Source organism: Halomonas sp. HP20-15, assembly GCF_033446685.1.
In the GTDB taxonomy this organism is placed as follows: Bacteria; Pseudomonadota; Gammaproteobacteria; order Pseudomonadales; family Halomonadaceae; genus Modicisalibacter.
Genome location: NZ_JAWQLY010000033.1, coordinates 1 through 1,470 on the forward strand (window position 1 = coordinate 1; position 1,470 = coordinate 1,470).

Consider the following 1,470-nt stretch of genomic DNA (forward strand, 5'->3'; position numbering starts at 1 on the left):
CGCCATCCACACCGTCTTGAGCTCGGAATACTCCGCCAGGCTGTGGTGCGACTTGTCGCGCCCGTTGCCCGACTGCTTGACGCCGCCGAACGGCACCGTCATGTCGCCACCGGCCCAGTTGTTGACGAACACCTGGCCCGAGTGCAGTCGCCGCGAGACGCGCATGATGCGGTCGATGTCCTGGCTCCATAGCCCGGCGGCCAGGCCGTAGTTGCTGTCGTTGGCCATCGCCACGGCCTGCTCCTCGCTGTCGAAGCCGAACACCGCCAGCACCGGGCCGAACACCTCCTCGCGGCCGATGGCCATCTGCGGCGTGACGCCGTCGAAGATCGTCGGCGCGATGAACAGCCCGCCGGCGACCGGGCTCACCGCCTGGCCGCCGCTGCGCAGGTTCGCGCCCTCGGCCACGCCCTGACGGATGTAATCGAGGATGCGCCGGTGCTGCACGTCGTCGACGATCGCCCCCATGAAGCTGGCCGGGTCGAGCGGATCGCCGGGCTGCATGGTCTCGGCATGCGCCAGCAGGCGTTCGATGAAGGCGTCGCGGATCGAGTTCTCGACCAGCAACCGCGAGCCGGCGATGCATACCTCGCCCTGGTTGTAGAAGATCGCCTGGGCTGCCTGGCGGGCCACGGCGTCGAGATCCCGGCAGTCGGCGAACACCAGGTTGGGGCTCTTGCCGCCGCACTCGAGATAGACGCGCTTGAGGTTGGATTGACCGGCGTACTGCATGAGCTGCTTGCCGACTCCGGTGGAGCCGGTGAACGACAGACAGTCCACATCCATCGACAGCGCCAGCGCCTTGCCGGCGGTGTGACCGAAGCCCGGCAGCACCTGGAACGCGCCGGCGGGCAGGCCGGCCTCGCGCGCCAGCTGGGCCAGGCGCAGCGCGGACAGCGGCGACTTCTCGGAGGGCTTCAAGATCACGCTGTTGCCGGCGGCCAGCGCCGGACCGATCTTCCAGGCGGTCATCATCAGCGGGAAGTTCCACGGCACGATCGAGCCGACCACGCCGAGCGGCTCGCGCAGCACCAGGCCCAAGCTCTCCTCGCCGGTGGGCGCGACCTCGCCATAAAGCTTGTCGATGGTCTCGGCATTGTAGCGAATGCAGCCGATCGCACCGGCCATGTCGTCCAGCGAGCTGGTGACCGGCTTGCCCATGTCCAGCGTGTCGAGCAGCGCCAGTTCGTTGATGTGCCGCTCCATCAGCGCGGCCAGGCGCAGCATGGCCTGCTTGCGCTGGCCCGGCGCCAGCCGCGACCAGTCACCGCGTTCGAAGGCCGCGCGGGCATGGCCCACAGCGGCCTCGACATCGGCGACGTCGCAGCTGGCGACCCGGGCCAGCAGTTGGCCAGTGGCCGGGTTGACGGTCTCGAAGGTCTCGCCACTGGCGGCCTCGACGAAGGCATCGCCGATCAGCGCGCGGGTTTCGAAGGTCAGCTCGCCGGCGAGGCGCTGCCAGTCGGCATG

General features: G+C 69.1%; 1 protein-coding gene. It reads right to left on the reverse strand.

Translation table 11 applies throughout. The annotated features are described in order from the left end of the window. On the reverse strand, positions 1–1,470 hold a 1,470-nt coding region (locus tag R6258_RS18715; RefSeq protein ID WP_318453455.1), incomplete at both ends, for an aldehyde dehydrogenase.